The organism is Humibacter ginsengisoli (assembly GCF_054780095.1).
This window is the reverse complement of sequence record NZ_BAAGWZ010000003.1, coordinates 358,613-376,235: the sequence shown is the minus strand read 5'-3', so window position 1 is coordinate 376,235 and position 17,623 is coordinate 358,613. Positions and strand designations below refer to the sequence as shown.

Genomic DNA, 17,623 nt, shown 5'->3' with positions numbered 1-17,623 from the left:
TATGCGCTGAGACCGGGCGCCATGCGCCCAGGGTCGGCGCATGCACCTAGTCTCACTTGTTGCGGTGGTGGCGCATCGCTCAGTTCGCCCCGCGCACGGCGTAGCGATGCAGCGTGACGCCCTGGTCGTACGTCTGCTGCTCGAGCAGGTCGAGATCGACGCGAGGGTGCGGGTCGTCGAACAGCGGTCGCCCCGCGCCGAGGATGGTCGGATGCGTGAACAGCATCAGCTCGTCGATCAGCCCGGCGCGCAGCAACTGCGTGGCAAGCGTCGCGCCGCCGACGCCGATGTCGCCCTCGGCACTCTGCCGTAGCGCGGCCAGCTGGTCGATCGCGTCGTCTCCCCCGATGATGCGCGTGTTGTGGGATGCCGTCGTGCGGGTGCGCGAGACGAGCACCTTGGGCATCGAGGTCCAGATCTCTCCGTACTCGCGCAGGTAGGCGGGAAGCGACTCGTTGGTGCGGGCATCCGGCCAGAAGGGGTCCATCATCTCGTAGACGATGCGTCCCTCGACGAACATCGACATCCCTTGAGCACGCCGGTTGAATTCGCGATGGAGCGGCTCTCCGATGCGGACCCAGTCCGGGCCGTCCAGATCGGAGTGGTCGCCGGCCTGGTGCTCGATGTAGAGGTCGAGCGAGACGTTCATCCAGTACACGAATCTCGCGCTCATGTTCAGATCTCCCCCTTCTTCACGGCCTTGCGCAGTGCCTGGTAGTCCTCGACCGACTGATCCGCGTAGGCGGATGCCCACTCCGCGACGGCGGAATCGAACGGGGTGCCGCCGCCGAGGTATCCCGCGATGAACGGGGCGGCAGGGGATTGCGCGTGGGCGCGCGCGAGCACCGTGCCGCAGGCATCCACGTAGTCGGTGAACGGCCGGAAGTCGAGCGTCTCGGTGTCGATGGAGACGTTCTGGTCGCGGAACTGCCGGATGTAGAACGCGTGCCCGTCGTACTTGACCCAGCCGAGGAACGGGTCGCTGACCGCCTGCAGTACGTGCTGGTTCGCGACGACGCGGTGCCCGTGTTCGTCGGGCTCGACCCGGTCACCGAAGACCGGCGCCCTTCCCGCCTTGGCGCCGCCGAACTCGACGGCGACGGACTCGACCGCTTCCTTCACTTGCAGCACCAGCGACTCGCCGGCGGGACCAGACAGAACGATGATGTAGCAGCGGCTGCCGACGCTGCCGACGCCGACGACGCGACGCACGGCATCCGTGGGCACGTACTGAGAGAGCAGCACCGCGATGTCGGACGGCACCGTTGCGAGGTAGCGCTTGACGATGCCCAGGATGCGTTTCTCCGTCGTCTCCGGCACGTGCGACAGCACCGGCGGATTCTCGGCGATCACCGTCGAGCCGTCGTCGGCGCGCTTCGTGATCTTGCGCACCACTCGCGCGGAGGTGCGACGGGATGCCGCCTCGATCGCATGATCGAGCACCTTCTGAGAACTCGAATGCCGCTGGCCCCTGTGCACGTCGGCTCGGATGTAGTACCGCTCCAGCACACTCAGCTGCGTGATCTGCCGCATTGCAATGCGGTAGCTCGCGGCGGCTTCGAGCGCGGCGGTCTGCACCTTGGACTCCTTGAATCCACGCTGCCGGGCGGCGACCACGACGCTGGTGACGAACCGCTTCACGTCCCACTCCCACGGTCCGTACGCGGACTCGTCGAAGTCGTTCAGATCGAAGACGAGTGAGCGTTCGGGCGAAGCGTAGATGCCGAAGTTCGCGAGGTGCGCGTCACCGCAGATCGTGACATCGACGCCCGTGCGAGGCGCGTCGCGGAGGTCGGCGGCCTGGATCGCTGCCGAGCCCCGGTAGAACGCGAACGGGCTGGCCGTCATCCGCTCCAGGCGCAACGGGACCAACTCGGACACGCGCTGCTCGTGCTGCTTGCGCAGGATGCCGACCGGATCGCGGCCTTTGGCCGGCTTGTATTCCGCATGTCCCGAGCGCGGAAGCTTGCCGCGGGCAGCCTTGCCCGCGTCGAACAGCTCGGCCGCACTGTGGATCGCCTCATGCTCGAACCGAAGGCGTCCCTCGTCTGCGCTCATGCAGATAAGACTAGGGCGGCGCAGGTCCCGCACGCTGAGGTCGTGCGCGCCGGACTCAGAGGGTGAGGCTCACGACGGCGCGGCCCGGCTGCGGCCGGGAGACGATGTCGAATCCTGCGCCGACAAACACGGAGAGCACGCCGTGGAACAGCTCGGCCGACGACGCCGTTCGTTCATCGGTGTCGACGGGATAAGCCTCGACGATCCGTGCGCCGGATACTCGCGCATGCTCCACCGCCGCTGTGAGCAATGCGGATGCCACGCCTCGCCTGCGGAATCCGACCCGCACGACGAAGCACGTGATCGACCACACGCTCGGGTCGTCGTGCTGCTGCGCTGGCCGCCCCTGCGCGACGATACGGCTCGTGCGAAGCCGCGGGTAGGCCGATCGCGGTTCCACTGCGACCCAGCCGGCTGGCTCATCGCCCACGTAAGCGATCAGGCCAGGTCCGGGTTCTCGTCTCACCTGCTCGCAGAGCGCGGACTCGAGAGTGGGGACATCCGTCTCGCGCCACTGCGCGTTCGACAGCTTGAAGAACTGGCACCAGCACGTGGCCGGGTCTCCGCGGGTGCCGAACACGGTACGCACGTCGCTCCACGGCACGTCGCCCACCGGCTCTACTCGGATGTCTGTCACCGCGTCGTCGCGCACCTTCGTCGCCATGCGGTCAAGCTATCGCGCGCCGCCGACATGCAGCTATCGCGGGTCCCAGGAGTTGGTGCGGTCGCCGTCTCCGCACCCTGTAAACTGTCCAAGGCTGTTCGCGGACGGCTACGGGATGTGGCGCAGCTTGGTAGCGCACCTGACTGGGGGTCAGGGGGTCGCAGGTTCAAATCCTGTCATCCCGACAGAAAAGCCCAGGCGAGAAGCGGTTTTCTCGCCTGGGCTCACGTTTCGCGAACTCTCGGCGTTCTGGTCTGCCGGTGCATCCAGTCCCGGATGCCAGGAGGCTGCGACGCAAGACCGGCGACATGCGCGAGACCCGTGGCCGGAGTCCTCCGCATCGATGCCCCGCTCGAGTGCCGTTTCAGGGCGTTCGAGGGCTGAGGCCGGCGATCATGACGTCGATCAGAAGCTCCTGATCCCGGCCGTCACCCAGGCGCACGGCATGCTCGAGACCGCACACGAGCCGCTGGACGTGTCCGATCGAGATCTCGGGTCTGATCCGGCCCTCCCGAATGGCCGCTTCGAGAGCGACATCGGTGAGGCGGACGAGCTCTTCTCGCAACACGCGGAATTCGGGTGAGACATCGTCAGCGATGAGCACTGTCTGCAGGCCGTCGCAGGAGATCTGCATTTCGGCGCCTCGCTTGACGAGGCTTGCGAATGCCGATCCGGCAGAGGGACCCTCGGCGGCGTCGCGGGCGATCTCGACCAGTTCTTTCAGCGCGTCCAGGTTGAGCGCTTCGAGAAGCGACGTGACGGTCGGGAAATGGCGATACACGGTCCCGACTCCGAGACCCGTGTCGCGCGCGATGTCATTGAGCCGGATGCTTTCGGGTGCACGAGCGCGCGCGGCGTCGAGGATCCGAGCGCGGGAGCGCGCCGCATCGGCTCTCAGGGCGGGCATCCGCTCATCGTAACAAAACGGATAGCTTGTCCGGTTGCACTAGAGTAAGCGGACAACCTATCCGCTTTGGAGGAGAGCAGATGAACTGGGATCCACAGCGACTGCCCGATCTGAGCGGCCGCGTCTACGCCGTGACCGGCGCCACCGGCGGAATCGGCTACTTCGCTGCCGAGCAGCTCGCGACGGCCGGCGCTGAAGTGGTGCTCGCCTCCCGCGCGCAGACGAAACTTCAGCAGGCGAGCGAAGCCATCCTCCAGCAGGCGCCCGGCGCAATCACGCACCACGTTCGGATTGATCTCACGTCGCTTGCGTCGGTCGCCTCAGCGGCCGACCGGCTCGCGGAACTTCCTCGTCTGGACGGAATCTTTCTCAACGGCGGTCCCATGGAGTTCTCGCGTCGCGCGCTCACCGAGGATGGCCTGCCGCTCATGCTCGGCGCTCACACCGTGGCCAACGTCGCGCTCATCGCGATGTTGATGCCGTTTCTTCTCGGTCAGGGAATAGATGGGCACCGTCGCATCGTCCACGCCTCGACGGGCTACGTTCAGCGGTTCCCCACGAGCGTCGCCGACGTCGAGCACACACCACGCACCGGGATCGGTGCGTATGTGAAGGCGAAGACGGTCACCGAGGTGTTCGCGTTCGAGCTCGACCGCCGCCTTCGAGCGGCAGCGCTTCCACTGGACTCGATTGTGACGCGTCCAGGTGTGGGTGTGGATGCGAAGACGCCCCGCAGGCCGGGCGTACGCGATGAGACCGTGCGATACCGGCGCAATCCCTATACTCCGTGGGCACAGGGTAAGGACGCCGCAGCCTGGTCCGGCGTTCGCGCGCTGACGGACCCCGATGCGCAGGGCGGCGAGTACTACGCGCCCGCGGAGGGCATGCGAGGCAAGCCCGTGCGCGTGGCACCAGACCCACGCACGGTGGATCCGGGACCGGGCATCGCCGAGCAGGTCTGGACCAGGCTTGCAGAGCTGGGCGGCGCCGGATCTCCGCTCTGAGGGTTAGGCCGGAGGTGGATCCGCGGCACGTCGGGTATCCATGGGACATGACCACGATGCGTACACCCACGGAGCCGGCGACCCTCGCGATCGTAGGAGGCGGGTACCGGGCAGAGGCATTCCTGAGGGTGGCGGATGCACTGCCCGAGCGGTTCAGAGTCACCGCCGTCATGGCTCGCAGGCCCGAGAATCGCCAAGAGATCCGCGAGCGGTGGTCGGTTGACACCGTCGACTCGATCGACGACCTCGACCGCGGCAGGCCCGGCTTCGTTGTCGTGGCGGTCAGCCCATCCGTGTCGACCGAGATCATCCTCGCCCTGACCGGAGCAGGCCACGCAGTTCTCACGGAGACGCCGGTGGCGCCCGACCTGCCGTCCTGCCTCGCACTCGTCGACGCCGTCCGCGAAGGTGCACGCATCCAGGTCGCGGAGCAGTACCACCTCGAGCCCTTGGTCTCGGCGCAACTCGAAGTGGTTCGGAGAGGCGTGGTGGGCGAGGTGTCGGAGGCATCCGTCTCGATCGCCCATGACTATCACGGCATGAGCGTGCTGCGGCGGTTCCTCGGCATCGAGTTCCAGAATGCGCGCATCACGGCCCGCCGATTCTCCGAACGCCTGCAAGACGGGCCGAGCCGGCAGGGCGATCCGCTCGAGGACCGTCTCGTCGACGGCATCCGCACCTCGGCGTGGCTCGAGTTCGACGGTGGAGCGCACGGTGCCTACGAGTTCCACGACCAGCAGTACCGGTCATGGATCCGCACACCCTCGGTTCAGGTGCGCGGATCCCGGGGCGAGCTCAGAGACGAGACAGTACGCCACCTCCAGGATGGGTTCACACCGGTGACGAGCCGCATCGAACGCGTCGAGGCGGGTGGTGCCGGGAACCACGAGGGGAAGTTCCTGCGGTCGTACGCCTTCGAGGGAGGCATCCTCTACGACAACCGATATCGCCCGGCTCGGTTGGCGGACGACGAGCTGAGCATCGCGGCGCTTCTCGACGGGATGGCTGCCTACGCAGGCGGTGGCGCCCCCGTGTACAGCGTCGCCGAGGCGTGCCAGGACCAGTACCTGCAGCTCGAGATCCGCCGTGCGATCGAGGCGGGTTCCCCTGTCGCCACGGCCACACAGCCCTGGGCTGAACGGTGAGCGAGACTCCGGCCCGAGCGCTCAGTAAGCGCCCTTGATGACGAAGTAGGACCCGCGGATGACGCCGGCCAGCCGCGACTTCTGCCGGGCGAACTTGAAGTTCGACGCCAGCTCTTCCGGCACCTCCATGCCTTCGGCGAGCTTGAAACCCACGGCCCGCTTTCCGTCGTCATCGAGTGTGTACATCACGTTGATGGAGAGCCCGGACTCGTAGAACACGTACGTCATGCGGATGCCGTCCACCTCGAACTCCGTCACCTCGAGCGGACGCGAAGCGATGACGATACCTCGCTCCTCGGACAGGATGCGCTTCACCCGATCGAGCGCTCCCGTCGCCTCGTCGGCCGGAACGACGGTGAACGTGTGGTCGTACTTGTTCTTGAAGTAGCGCGCCTCGTTGGCGCGCAGGCCCGCAAGCGCTTCGGCCACGGGGGACGACTCGAGTCCCGTGGTCGACACGTTCACAAAGTCGACGGCGTACCCCATACATCCCCCATAGTCGGTGTTTCAGGCAACCGTACTCGACGGGGATGACGGCGCGGCCGCGCCGGCGAGAGCCGACGTGAACGCAGCATCCACGCGTACCCGCTCCCCGGTCGCGAGCAGGTCGAGCATGCACCCGCGCAGCAGGGCGAGCACGGCCCTCGAGCGCATCTTCGCGTCGTCGGTGCCGTCGCCGAACGCATCGAAGAGTACGAGCCAGTCGTGCACGGTCTCGGCGGCGAAGCCGGCCAATGGGCCGTCCTGCGCGATCAACGATCGCCCGTACGCTTCGACCCAGAGGTTCAGCAGTCGGCGATGCTCGGGTGCGGCGAGCCAGGCCCACACCTTCCCGGCGACCGTTGCGAGGTCGGCGTGAGAGGACGAGCGACGCACCTCGTCGAGCATGGTGAGCTCATCCGCGCGTGCCTCGGCGAGGATGGCCCGCACGACGCCGTCCTTGCTGCCGAACAGGAACATCAGCACGCCGGCGCTCGTACCGATCGCGTCGGCGAGCGGCCGCAGGGACAGGTCGGCGAGACCATGCTCGGAGACGTACTCATACCCGCGCCGGGCGAGCTCGTGGCGACGTGGCGAGGCATCCGTTCTCTCTTCGGGCATGCCGCGATAGTATCGCCACTGGAACGACTGTTCCAGTGAGTTCTTCACGGAGGATGACATGGATGTCACAGTGCGGACCGCCGACCGGCCCGGCGACCTCGGATGGATGGTCATGGCGAACGCCGAGGTGTATGCCCAGCAGTTCGGCTGGAGCACCGACTACGAGACGCTGGTTGCTCGCATCGTCGCCGACTTCGCCGAGGGCGCCGGCTCCGAACGACAACGTGCCTGGATCGCCGAGGTCGACGGCCGCCGCATCGGCTGCGTGATGTGCGTCGATGCGGGGCAGGACGTCGCCCGGCTGCGCCTGCTGCTCGTCACGCCCGACGGCCGCGGGCGCGGTGCCGGGAGCGCGCTCGTGGATGCCTGCCTCGACTTCGCCCGCCGCTCCGGCTACCGCAGCACAGTCCTCTGGACCAACTCGGTGCTCGAGTCTGCTCGGCACATCTATCAGCGGGCCGGCTTCCAGCTCGTCGCCGAGAAACCGCATCACAGTTTCGGCGCCGACCTCGTCGGACAGGACTGGGAGCTCGTCCTGTAGGAAAAGCGCAAGCATGCTGCAAACCGGCGGCGCCAGGAATTTCTTCCCTCGTGACGCCGTGTTGCGTTCGGTTCCCGTCTGTTACCGGTCGCGCGGGTTGCGCGCCCCGACGGCCATAGTGTGGCGTCACCTGTAGGCGCCCGCAAGGTCGCCGAACCATCCACGCATCGTCGCGTCGGCTCCCCGAGGGTTGAGCCTGTCGAAACCGGGACGCGACGTGAACCTCGTTTCGACAAGCTCGACCAGCAGTGCGGGAGACCGGATGCCTGTGCACGCGCCACCCGACACGAAGAGGAAGTCCCATGAAGAAGCTCCTTCAACGCGCAGCCGTCGTCTCCGTCGCCGGGTTCATGGCGCTCGGTCTCGCCGCGTGCAGTGGTGCAGCGGATGCGTCGTCGACGAGCGGCTCGGGCAAGAAGAGCACCGTCTACTTCGGGGTCTCCGCCGCCGAGACCGGCCAGTACGCGCAGTACGGACAGCAGTTCAAGGAGGCGTTCGACCTCGCCGTCGAGCAGGTGAACGCGAAGGGCGGCATCAACGGCCACCCGGTTGCGCTGAAGTACGAGGACTCGCAGTCCGACCCGAAGCAGTCGGTGCCGGTCGCCCAGAAGTTCGTGGGCGACAGCAGCGTGGTGCTGGTGTTCGGCGACTACTCGTCGGCGGCATCGATCCCCGCCTCCCCGATCTACACGGCGGGCAAGCTGCTGCAGTACGGCTTCAACAACTCGAACCCCGACTTCACCGCGAAGGGCTCGGAGTACCAGTGGTCCACGTCGATCACGACGAGTGACACCTACAAGTGGACCGCCGACTACATCAAGAAGCGGGGCATCAAGTCGGTCGGCGTGAGCTACCTGAACACCGCGGACTGGGGCATCCCCGCCTTCCAGGCCTTCAAGTCGGAGGCCGACAAGATCGGTCTGAAGATCACGGACTCCGAGGCCGTGCTCGACACCGCTGACGACTACAAGCCGTCGCTCATCAAGGCGGTCAAGGGCAACCCGCAGGCCTTCGTGCACGTCGGTTACGGTCCGGACGCCTCCAAGATCGTCACGCAGCTGCGCGCGATCGGGTACAAGGGCACCTTCTTCGGCGGCCAGGACGAGGAGTCCTTCGACGGCACACCGGCTGCCGAGGGCGCCATCAACGGGGCCCAGTTCGTGGAGACGAGCACCGACCCAGCGGTGAAGAGCTTCGTGACGGCGTTCAAGAAGAAGTATCCGAACGAGACCGACGTGACGAGCTTCGAGGCAGGCGCATACGACGCGCTCAACGTCGCGGTGGCTGCGGCCAAGAAGGGCGGCATCACACGGGAGGGCATCCTCAAGGGCTTCAAAGAGGTCAAGGATGTTCCGAGCGTCGTCTACGGAAAGATCACATTCGACCCGACCACCCGCCGGGTGCAGTCGCCGCAGCTCACGCCCACGATTCTCAAGGGCGGCAAATGGGTCGTCTACAACGGCTGAGCCGTTAGACCTGCGCACCCATGCTTGACACACTGATCGCCGGCATGCTCCGAGGGAACGTCTACGCCCTCGGAGCGGTCGGCATCTCCCTCGTCTTCGGCGTCATGAACGTCGTCAACTTCGCCCAGTTCTCGTTCTTCGGTCTGGGCGCCATGCTCACGTGGTTCTTCGTCGCCCGCCTCGGGCTGTCGTTCTGGCTGGCGCTCCCGCTCGTGCTGGTTGTGTGCGCGGCGCTCGGACTGATCATCAACGCCGCCGTCGTGCGTCCGCTGGCGAAGTTCCTGCCGCTGGCGGCGATGCTCTCGACGTACGCGGTCTCGCTGATCCTCGACAACACGTCGCAGGCCGCGTTCGGCGCGAACTCGCGCGTCTTCCCGCAGGTGCTGCAGACATCCAACCTGCACGTCGGCAACATGCGGTTCGGCACCGCGGATGTCGTGATGCTCGGCATCACGGCCGGCGTCATGATCGTGATGTCGCTGTTCCTCAAATACGGCAAGGTCGGCAGGGCCATCAGGGCGACCGCGCAGGACCAAGAGGCGGCCCTGCAGATGGGCATCCCCGTCGCGCTGGTGCAGAACCTCTCGTTCGTGATCGCGTCGGCGCTCGGAGGGCTCGCGGGCATCTTCATCGCGCTGTACGTGGGTGTGGCGGATCCGACATCCGGGCTCGAGACCGGCATGACGGCGTTCGTCGCCGCGACGCTCGGCGGTCTCGGGTCGCTGGTCGGCGCCGTGATCGGCGGCTTCGTGCTCGGCATCCTCGAGTCGTTCGGCATCTACTTCTTCGGCGGAAGCGCCGATCAGATCATCGTGTTCGTCATCCTGATCGCGGTGCTGATCATCCGGCCGGGCGGGCTGCTCGGCAAGGTGCCGCTGATCTCCAGCGAACCGCTGACCGGCACGTTCCTGGGGAAGGGCAGGCCGTTCAGGATTCCGCGCTGGGTCTGGCCGGCGGCGCTCGCGGTCGCCGCTGTCATCGTTCCGCTGATCGGGAACGATTACGTGCTCAGCACCGGCACCCAGGTGCTCGTCTACGCGATCATCGCCTCCGGCTTCACGATCACCGCCGGGCAGGCCGGGGTGATGGCACTCGGCCAGGCAGGACCGATCGCCATCGGCGCATACACCTCGGCGTTGATCACCCTCTACCTGCACGTGTCGTTCTGGGTGGCGCTGCCACTGGCGGGCCTTGCCGCCGCCCTCATCGCGTCGATACTCGCCTCGCCCATCTGGGGCGTGAAGGGGCACTACATCTCGATCGCGACGCTCGGTATCGGCATCGTGATCGTGGCGGTCATCCAGCTGATCGTGCCCCTCGGCGTGCAGGGCATCCCGTGGCCCAAGATCGGCGACACCGTGCTGTTCACCGCGCAGGACTTCTACTTCATCGACCTGGGCGTGCTGGTGCTGACGCTGCTGGTGATGTGGCGCATCCGTCGTTCCCACCTCGGACGGGTGATCTCGTCGGTCGGAGCGGATGAGGTCGCGGCGCTCGCCTCCGGCGTGCGGGTGCGCGACTACAAGGCGCTGGCGTTCGCGATCTCCGCGTTCTTCGCCGGCATCGGCGGGTCGCTTCTGGCGCATCAGTACACGTACATCGACACGTCGATCTTCTCGATGCTGATGTCGCTCGTCGTGGTGACGATCGTGATCCTGGGCGGCGTGAACCTGCCGTACGGGGCCGTGGTGGGCTCGCTCATCCTGATCGGCGGGCTCGAGGCACTGCGCTTCACGGACGAGCTGCGCATCGTCGTGTACGGGCTGGTGCTGATCCTCGTGGTGAGGTTCCGGCCTGGCGGAATCCTGGTGAGGAACTCGTGAGCCCAGAAGGAGTGCGGCCAGAAGGAGTGCGCACAGAAGGAGTGCGCACAGAAGGAGTGCGCACAGAAGGAGTGCGCACAGAAGGTGTGCGCCCAGAACGAGTGAGCACAGAGGCGGAGGAGCTGCTGCAGGTGGTCGGCCTGGAGCGGCATTTCGACGGGCTGAAGGCGGTCGACGGCGTCTCGTTCACGGTCGCGCCGCACGAGGTGGTCTCGATCATCGGCCCCAACGGATCGGGCAAGACCACCACGCTCAACCTCGTCACCGGAACGATCCGGGCGAACGCGGGCATGATCATCCTGGATGGCCGTGACATCGGTCATGCGGACACCGCACGGATCGCGGAGGACGGCATCGGCCGCACCTTCCAGAACGGACGCGTGTTCGCGACGCTCTCCGTGGCGGACAACATCGAGGTGGGCATCCACTCGACGCTGACGGCCAGCAGGCCGTTCCGCAGGCTCTCGCACGTGTTCCTGCTGCGCTGGATCCCGCTGCTGGCCGAGCTGTTCATCGCGATCGTGGGAACACCTGCATCGCGGAGGGAGCGCAAGGCGATCGACGCGACGATCGAGGAGGAGATCCAGCGGTTCCAGGCGCGGCTCGGGCCCAGGCGCGACGATCCGGCGTACACACTCAGCTACGCCAACCGGCGCCGCACCGAGATCGCGCGGGCGCTGGCCCTGAAGCCGAAGCTGCTCGTGCTCGACGAGCCGACCGCGGGGATGAACCAGTCGGAGACCGCGGAGGTGCTGGAGCAGCTACTCGAGCTGAAGGCATCCGGTCAGGCGATGCTGCTGGTCGAGCACAAGCTCGACCTCGTCATGACCGTCTCCGACCGCATCATCGTGATGGACGGCGGCCGCATCATCGCGCAGGGCAGACCGGAGGAGGTGCGCAGCGATCCCGCGGTGATCGAGGCCTACCTGGGGCGGCGTCGCGGGCTCGGCGGGGAGGTGCTGGCATGACCGCGCTGCTCGAACTCGATGATGTGCACGTCTACTACGGCCCGTTCCACGCGCTGCGCGGCAACACGATCACGGTCGGCGAGGGCGAGATCGTCTCCCTGCTCGGCGGCAATGCCAGCGGCAAGTCGACGACGATGAAGACGATTCTCGGGCTGACGCCGGTGAAGAAGGGATCCGTGCACTTCGCCGGCCGCGACATCACGCGTTCGTCCACCAGGCAGCGCATCAAAGCGGGAATCGCCTCAGTGCCGGAGGCGCGCCGCGTCTTCCCGCAGCTCACGGTCGACGAGAACCTGCTCACCGGTGCGTACACGAGATCGGACCGCGTGGGAATCGCCGAAGATCTGGAACGGATGCGCGAGCACTTCCCGCGACTCGCCGAGCGTCGCAGACAGGAGGCGGGAACCCTCTCCGGCGGAGAACAGCAGATGCTGGCGTTCGCGCGCGCCCTGATGAGCCGGCCCAGGCTGATCTGCATGGACGAGCCCACGATGGGGCTTTCGCCCAAACTCGTCGACCAGGTGCTGGACGAGATCGCCCGCATCAACAGGGAGCTCGGCGTGGCGGTGCTCTTCGTCGAACAGCAGGCGGAGCTCGCGCTCTCCATCGCGTCGCGCGGCTACGTGCTGGCCACCGGTGCGATCGTGCTGGAGGGCGAAGCGCGCGATCTGCTCGATGACCCGCAGATCCAAGAGGCCTACCTCGGAAAGGGACGACAGTCATGACCACCACCCCCAGGCTCGGCTACTTCACGCGGCTGCTCGACGATGTGGAACCGGTGGAGCGCTACCGCAACGCACTGGCGCAGATCGTGCGCGCCGAGGAGCTCGGGTTCGACACGGCGTGGGTCGCGCAGCACCACTTCCATCGCGACGAGGGCGGGCTGCCGTCGCCGTTCGTGCTGCTCGCACAGGCGGCGGCGCAGACCTCCCGCATCGTGCTCGCCACCGGCATCGTCACGCTTCCGCTGGAGGCGCCGCTGCGCGTGGCCGAGGACGCCGCCGTGCTGTGGCTCCTCTCCGACGGCCGGCTCGAGCTCGGCATCGGCTCCGGAGGCACGGCGTCGTCGTTCCCACCGTTCGGGCATGCTCCCGAAGACCGGCCGGCCATCTACGCCGATCACAAGCAGACCCTGCTTCGCGCGCTGTCCGGAGAGGTGCTGACCAGCGACGGCGGCGCACTGTATCCGCCTGCGCCGCAACTCGCCGACACGCTGTGGGAGGCGACGTTCTCCGCCACGGGCGCCGAGCGCATCGGCGGGTCCGGGCACGGACTCATGCTCTCGCGCACCCAGCCGCGACGCGAGTACACGGGCCGCGGGTCGGCATCCGATCAGCTCGAGATCGTCGACCGCTACGTCGCCGCGTTGCCGGGTGTCGAGCCGCGCGTGATGGCGTCCCGCTCCGTTCTCGTGGTCGACAGTGAGGAGGATGCCCGAGAATGGCGCGCGCAGGGCATCGCACGCTCGCTTCCGGCACTCCGTGCGCAGGGCGTCACCGTACCCGAGGCAGACGATGCCGAGCTCGCCGCCTACCTCGACCTGCACATCGGCACTCCGGAGCAGGTGCTGGCGACGCTGAAGGACGACCCGATCCTGCCGCGCGCGACCGACATCGTGCTGCAGGCGCATCCGGTCGATCCGCCGCACGAGGTGGTGCTCCGCTCGCTCGAGCTCATCGCCGAACGGATCGCGCCTCAACTCGGCTGGAAACACTAGGAGGAACCCCATGGCCACCGACGTCATCGACGAACTCGTGGGCATCCGCGAGGGAGACGCGCTCTTCGAGCTGCGGCTGCGGCGTCCTGAGGCGAAGCGGAACGCGCAGGCGAGCTACGATGCCCTGTTCGCCTCGGACGAGCTCAAGCACGTCTCGCAGCTCGAGAGGCTCGCGGTCGCGTACTGGGCGGTCGTGCTCGCGCAGAGCGGCACCGCTTCGCACTACCGGGAACTTCTGGCGGCGGCCTCGCAGGACACGCTTGCGGCGCTCGAGGCGGCAGTGCCCGGTGCCATCACCACCGGCCCGTACGGGGACTATCCGGAAGGACCGCTCACGACCGAGAACGTCGCCGGTGAGCACTGGGAACCCACGGCCGAGCTCGCCGCAGTGGTCGGTCCGCGGCTGGCGGCCGCGCTGACACACACCCATCTGCTCACGTACCGGCCGAGAGACGCGACGCCCGACGCGCTGCAAGCGCTCCTGGACGCCGGCTGGTCGACCACCGGCATCGTGACGCTCTCGCAGCTCGTGTCGTTCCTGAACTTCCAGCTCCGCGTCGTCGCGGGCCTCACCGTGTTGAAGGGAGAGCTGTGATGCCCGAGCAGGTCATCCGTCACTCGTTCGAACGTCCCAACGCGTTCACCCAGGCCCAGCTCGGCTGGGAGGCGTGGCTCGAACCGCTGCCCGTCGACGACCTCACCGAACGTCACTACGCCGGGCTTGTCGACAAGGGACGCGCGAACAGCCCGTACTTCCGGCTGCTCGTGCGGGACCCGGACATCCTCGGTGCCCGTACCCGCACCGACAACGACATCTTCTACAACGAGAAGGGCGGACTCACCCGCGCCCAGCGCGAGCTCTCCGCTGCCGCGGCCTCGCGTACGAACGGATGTCTGTTCTGCGCGTCCGTGCACGCCCGGTTCGCCTCGCAGAAGTCGAAGCGACCCGACGACGTGCAGCGGCTTCTGGACGACGGCACGTCAGCCCCGCAGGACGACCCGCAGTGGCGCGCGACGATCGACGCATCGGTCGCACTCACCCGCACGCCCGGCCTGTTCACCGCCGAGAACGTGCGGCAGCTGCGGGATGCCGGGCTCGACGATCTCGCGATCGCCGACGTCATCCACGGTGCCGCATTCTTCAACTGGGCGAACCGGCTGATGCTGTCGCTGGGGGAGCCGACGCCACCCGCCGGGTGAGACCTGTTCGATGCGGCCGTTCATCGGGCCTGGCGCTGGGCCGGCTCCGATTGGCTCGACAGCACCTTGAGGATGTCTTCGACCCGCTCCTTCGCGTCGCCGAACAGCATCTGCGCGTTGTCGCGGTAGAACAACGGGTTGTCTACACCCGCGTATCCGGCCGCCATCGACCGCTTGAACACGATGACGTTCTCCGCCTCCCAGACCCGCAGCACGGGCATCCCCGCGATCGGGCTTCCCGGGTCCTCGGCGGCGGCCGGGTTGACCGTGTCGTTCGCGCCGATCACCAGCACGACCGAGGTGGAGGCGAAGTCGTCGTTGATCTCGTCCATCTCCAGCACGATGTCGTACGGCACCCGGGCCTCCGCCAGCAGCACGTTCATGTGCCCCGGCAGGCGTCCGGCGACCGGGTGGACGCCGAACCTCACCTCGACACCCTTCTCCCGCAGGCGACGGGCGAGCTCGGCGACCGGGTACTGCGCCTGGGCGACGGCCATGCCGTACCCGGGCGTGATGATCACGCTCGAGGCGGCCTCCAGCATCGCCGCCGCGCCGGCCGCGTCGATCTCCCGGTGCTCGCCGCCGGCATCCGTCTTCGACGGTGCCTCGATCCCGAAGCCACCCGCGATGACGGACAGGAAGGACCGGTTCATGGCCTTGCACATGATGTAGGAGAGGTAGGCGCCGGAGGAGCCGACGAGCGCACCCGTGACGATCAGCAGGTCGTTGTTCAGCAGGAACCCGGCAGCTGCCGCGGCCCATCCGGAGTAGCTGTTCAGCATCGAGATGACGACGGGCATGTCGCCGCCGCCGATCGAGGCGACCAGGTGCCAGCCGAGCGCCAGGGCGAGCGCCGTGACGACGATCAGGAGCCAGAGCTGCGGTGCCGCGATGTACCAGACGGTGAGCGCCACGAAGACGACGAGGGCGCCGATGTTCAGCGCGTTCTTGCCGGGCAGCATGAGCGGCCTCGAGGAGATGCGTGCCGAGAGCTTGAGGAACGCGACGACGGACCCGGTCAGGGTGACGCCGCCGATGAAGACCCCGATGAAGACCTCGCCATGGTGCACGCCCAGGAGATCCGCCGGAATGCCTCTGGTGTCGATCGCGCCGTTCCAGCCGACGAGCACTGCCGCCGCGCCGACGAAGCTGTGGAACAGGGCGATGAGCTGAGGCATCCCCGTCATCTCGACGGTGCGCGCCCGCCACAGGCCGATGATCGCACCGATGACGATCGCGACCACGAGGAACGTGAGGCCGAGCGGCAGGGACGACGAGCCCCACGCACCGGTCAGCACGACGATGACGGTGGCCACGAGGGCGATCGTCATGCCGATGATCCCGTACACGACGCCGCGGCGCGACGTCTGGTGCTTGCTGAGCCCGGCGAGGCTCATGATGAAGAGGAGTGCCGCGACGATGTAGGCAGCGTCGGCGATCGCGGTTGCCGCGCTCACCGGTCTTCCGCCTTCGTGAACATGGCGAGCATGCGGCGGGTGACGGCGAAGCCGCCGAACACGTTGATGGATGCGACGAGCACCGCGACCGCGGCGATCACCTGAACCACGGGGGAGGGCGCCATGATCTGAACCATCGCGCCCACGATGATGATGCCCGAGATCGCGTTCGTGACGCTCATCAGTGGGGTGTGCAGTGCGTGCGCCACGTGACCGATGACGTAGAACCCGACGACCACGGCGAGCACGAGAACGAGGAAGTGCTGCGGCAGCGGCGGAGGGGCGAACGCGCACACCGCGAAGAGGGCCGCGATCCCCAGTGCGACCAGCCCTGTCAGGGCGCGCGGCGACATCCTTCGTTTCGGTTCTGGCGCCTCCTTCTCGGGCTTGGGCATCGTCGTGCTCGGAGCCGCCGCGACAGCCGCCGGCGGAGGCGGCCACGTGATCGATCCGTCGCGCACCACGGTGACCGCGCGCTGAACGACGTCGTCGAAGTCGATGACCAGGCGGCCGTCCTTGCCCGGCGTGAGGAGCTTGATCAGGTTGAGCAGGTTGGTGCCGTAGAGCTGGGATGCCTGGGTGGGCAGCCGTCCGGCGAGGTCGGTGTAGCCGAGGATGATCACCCCGCCCTCGGTGACGACGCGCTTGCCGGGAACGGAGCCCTCGACGTTCCCCCCCTGCGCCGCCGCCATGTCGACGATGACACTGCCCGGTCTCATGCTGGCGACGTCCGTGGCAGTGATGAGCCGGGGAGCCGGACGACCGGGGATGAGCGCGGTGGTGATGATGACATCCACCTCCGCCGCCTGCTCCGAGTAGATCTCGGCGGCCCGGCGGTCGTACGCCTCGCTGGTCGCCTTGGCGTACCCGTCGGTCGATTGCTCGACGGCCACGTCGACGGGCAGGTACTCGCCGCCGATCGAGTGCACCTGGTCGGCGACCTCGGGGCGCGGATCGGTCGCCCGCACCACGGCGCCGAGGCTGGATGCCGCTCCGATCGCGGCGAGGCCTGCGACACCCGCTCCCGCCACGAGCACCTTCGCCGGCGGCACCTTTCCCGCCGCTGTCACCTGCCCGGTGAAGAAACGGCCGAACTCGTGGGCCGCCTCGACGACGGCGCGATAGCCGGCGATATTGGACATCGAGCTGAGCACATCCATCGACTGGGCGCGGGAGATGCGGGGAACGGCATCCATCGCGATGGCGGTGAGGTCGCGAACAGCCAGCGACTGCAGGAGTTCGGGCCGAAGCGAGGGACTCAGCATGCCGACTATGGTGGCGCTGTCCTTCAACCGGGCGATCTCGTCGGAGGTTGGCGGGTTGATCCGCAGCACGACATCGCACGACCACGCCTCGGCGGTGTCGACGATCGCGGCGCCGGCGCCCTCGTACGCGTCATCGGGAAAGGATGCCGCGGCTCCCGCCCCGCGTTCGACCACGACCGTGTAGCCGAGGCCGGCCAGTTTCGCCGCGGTGTCCGGGGTCGCGGCGACACGCGTCTCGCCATCGGGCTCTCTGACGATTCCCATGCGGAGTGGGTTGCCGCTCCGCTCCGATGCGGTGCTTTCCATG

Annotated in this window: 18 protein-coding genes and 1 tRNA gene; 11 read left to right on the top strand and 8 right to left on the bottom strand. The window is 67.5% G+C overall.

Annotated elements, in window-relative coordinates:
- Positions 1-79: 79 nt before the first annotated feature.
- The 3 genes from ACYVI5_RS06500 to ACYVI5_RS06490 are packed head-to-tail and all read right to left on the bottom strand — an operon-like array spanning position 80 to position 2,722.
- Positions 80-673, bottom strand: coding sequence for a dihydrofolate reductase family protein (locus ACYVI5_RS06500; RefSeq protein WP_460533585.1), 594 nt, complete (start codon positions 671-673; stop codon positions 80-82).
- Between the two features lie 2 nt (positions 674-675).
- Positions 676-2,058: a DUF2252 domain-containing protein gene (locus ACYVI5_RS06495; RefSeq protein WP_460579479.1), complete on the bottom strand. Its 1,383-nt coding sequence runs from the start codon at positions 2,056-2,058 to the stop codon at positions 676-678.
- Between the two features lie 55 nt (positions 2,059-2,113).
- Positions 2,114-2,722 carry a GNAT family N-acetyltransferase gene (locus tag ACYVI5_RS06490; protein WP_460579478.1) on the bottom strand — a complete coding sequence of 203 codons (609 nt, stop codon included), beginning with the start codon at positions 2,720-2,722 and terminating at the stop codon, positions 2,114-2,116.
- A gap of 111 nt (positions 2,723-2,833) precedes the next feature.
- Between ACYVI5_RS06490 and ACYVI5_RS06485 the strand changes: the two genes are divergently transcribed.
- Positions 2,834-2,907: transfer RNA gene (locus ACYVI5_RS06485), tRNA-Pro, on the top strand.
- A 179-nt stretch (positions 2,908-3,086) separates the two neighbouring features.
- Here the strand turns inward: ACYVI5_RS06485 and ACYVI5_RS06480 are convergent.
- Positions 3,087-3,629 carry a TetR/AcrR family transcriptional regulator gene (locus tag ACYVI5_RS06480; protein ID WP_460579477.1) on the bottom strand — a complete coding sequence of 181 codons (543 nt, stop codon included), beginning with the start codon at positions 3,627-3,629 and terminating at the stop codon, positions 3,087-3,089.
- 80 nt (positions 3,630-3,709) lie between these two features.
- Here ACYVI5_RS06480 and ACYVI5_RS06475 point away from each other — a divergent pair, with 80 nt between their 5' ends.
- Both ACYVI5_RS06475 and ACYVI5_RS06470 read left to right on the top strand, forming a co-directional pair.
- Positions 3,710-4,633, top strand: coding sequence for an SDR family NAD(P)-dependent oxidoreductase (locus ACYVI5_RS06475; RefSeq protein ID WP_460579476.1), 924 nt, complete (start codon positions 3,710-3,712; stop codon positions 4,631-4,633).
- Positions 4,634-4,680: 47 nt separating this feature from the next.
- Positions 4,681-5,778, top strand: coding sequence for a Gfo/Idh/MocA family oxidoreductase (locus ACYVI5_RS06470; protein ID WP_460579475.1), 1,098 nt, complete (start codon positions 4,681-4,683; stop codon positions 5,776-5,778).
- Positions 5,779-5,799: 21 nt separating this feature from the next.
- On the opposite strand, the gene ACYVI5_RS06465 is transcribed toward ACYVI5_RS06470, so the two are convergent.
- Together ACYVI5_RS06465 and ACYVI5_RS06460 are read right to left on the bottom strand one after the other, a co-directional pair.
- Positions 5,800-6,264, bottom strand: a complete 465-nt coding sequence (locus ACYVI5_RS06465) for a phage tail protein (protein WP_460579474.1) — start codon at positions 6,262-6,264, stop codon at positions 5,800-5,802.
- Positions 6,265-6,285: 21 nt separating this feature from the next.
- Positions 6,286-6,879 (bottom strand): TetR/AcrR family transcriptional regulator, encoded by a 594-nt coding sequence (locus ACYVI5_RS06460; RefSeq protein WP_460579473.1) that lies wholly within the window; start codon positions 6,877-6,879, stop codon positions 6,286-6,288.
- 58 nt (positions 6,880-6,937) lie between these two features.
- On the opposite strand from ACYVI5_RS06460, the gene ACYVI5_RS06455 reads away from it, so the two are divergent.
- The 8 genes from ACYVI5_RS06455 to ACYVI5_RS06420 all read left to right on the top strand — a co-directional run bounded on the left by ACYVI5_RS06455 (position 6,938) and on the right by ACYVI5_RS06420 (position 14,594).
- Positions 6,938-7,420 carry a GNAT family N-acetyltransferase gene (locus ACYVI5_RS06455; protein WP_460579472.1) on the top strand — a complete coding sequence of 161 codons (483 nt, stop codon included), beginning with the start codon at positions 6,938-6,940 and terminating at the stop codon, positions 7,418-7,420.
- 302 nt (positions 7,421-7,722) lie between these two features.
- Complete coding sequence (locus ACYVI5_RS06450; RefSeq protein ID WP_460579471.1) at positions 7,723-8,886, top strand: ABC transporter substrate-binding protein; 1,164 nt, start codon at positions 7,723-7,725, stop codon at positions 8,884-8,886.
- A 20-nt stretch (positions 8,887-8,906) separates the two neighbouring features.
- Positions 8,907-10,709 carry an ABC transporter permease gene (locus ACYVI5_RS06445; protein ID WP_460579470.1) on the top strand — a complete coding sequence of 601 codons (1,803 nt, stop codon included), beginning with the start codon at positions 8,907-8,909 and terminating at the stop codon, positions 10,707-10,709.
- 101 nt (positions 10,710-10,810) lie between these two features.
- Positions 10,811-11,677, top strand: a complete 867-nt coding sequence (locus tag ACYVI5_RS06440; protein WP_460579469.1) for an ABC transporter ATP-binding protein — start codon at positions 10,811-10,813, stop codon at positions 11,675-11,677.
- Positions 11,674-12,402 (top strand): ABC transporter ATP-binding protein, encoded by a 729-nt coding sequence (locus ACYVI5_RS06435; protein ID WP_460579468.1) that lies wholly within the window; start codon positions 11,674-11,676, stop codon positions 12,400-12,402. The genes ACYVI5_RS06440 and ACYVI5_RS06435 overlap by 4 nt, the downstream gene beginning before the upstream one ends.
- Positions 12,399-13,394 carry an LLM class oxidoreductase gene (locus ACYVI5_RS06430; protein WP_460579467.1) on the top strand — a complete coding sequence of 332 codons (996 nt, stop codon included), beginning with the start codon at positions 12,399-12,401 and terminating at the stop codon, positions 13,392-13,394. The genes ACYVI5_RS06435 and ACYVI5_RS06430 overlap by 4 nt, the downstream gene beginning before the upstream one ends.
- A 10-nt stretch (positions 13,395-13,404) precedes the next feature.
- Positions 13,405-13,989, top strand: a complete 585-nt coding sequence (locus ACYVI5_RS06425) for a CMD domain-containing protein (protein ID WP_460579466.1) — start codon at positions 13,405-13,407, stop codon at positions 13,987-13,989.
- Positions 13,989-14,594: a carboxymuconolactone decarboxylase family protein gene (locus ACYVI5_RS06420; RefSeq protein ID WP_460579465.1), complete on the top strand. Its 606-nt coding sequence runs from the start codon at positions 13,989-13,991 to the stop codon at positions 14,592-14,594. Before ACYVI5_RS06425 ends, ACYVI5_RS06420 begins: the two co-directional genes overlap by 1 nt.
- Before the next feature lie 20 nt (positions 14,595-14,614).
- Here the strand turns inward: ACYVI5_RS06420 and pntB are convergent, their stop codons facing one another.
- On the bottom strand, positions 14,615-15,991 hold the full coding sequence (gene pntB, locus ACYVI5_RS06415) for a Re/Si-specific NAD(P)(+) transhydrogenase subunit beta (protein WP_460579504.1): 1,377 nt from the start codon (positions 15,989-15,991) through the stop codon (positions 14,615-14,617).
- Between the two features lie 56 nt (positions 15,992-16,047).
- Positions 16,048-17,622: an NAD(P) transhydrogenase subunit alpha gene (locus ACYVI5_RS06410; RefSeq protein ID WP_460579464.1), complete on the bottom strand. Its 1,575-nt coding sequence runs from the start codon at positions 17,620-17,622 to the stop codon at positions 16,048-16,050.
- Position 17,623 lies beyond the last annotated feature (1 nt).